1 protein-coding gene is annotated in these 266 nt (G+C 64.7%); it reads left to right on the top strand.

Going from position 1 to position 266, the window contains the following annotated elements; all coding sequences use genetic code 11:
- Positions 1–266, top strand: a 266-nt coding sequence (locus ACYYG1_RS17525) for a hypothetical protein (protein ID WP_461211620.1), incomplete at both ends; no start/stop codon positions are given.

Below are 266 nucleotides of genomic sequence, written 5' to 3'. Positions count from 1 at the left end.
AACCAGACGCATTTCTCGGCCGGCCAAACGCTCACGGCCGCTGCTCTCAACGGCAATTTCGACGAGTTGTACGCGGCGGTGGCCAAGCCGAGTGTGACCAAAAATGGAAAGTCCATCTCGATCGGCGGAGCCTACTGCGGCGCATCCGCGGGCCCTTACGATGGCGCGACGGTCGGTGGCTACCCGGCGGCGAAGACGAAGTGCGAGACGGCATGCGGCGCCGCGACGGCCCACATCTGCGACGCCGCAGAAATCGTTCGCAGTCA

This window comes from Desulfocurvus sp. DL1XJH-121 (assembly GCF_054819825.1).
Note: the sequence above shows the minus strand (reverse complement) of the source record. Positions and strands in the feature narration are given on the sequence as shown.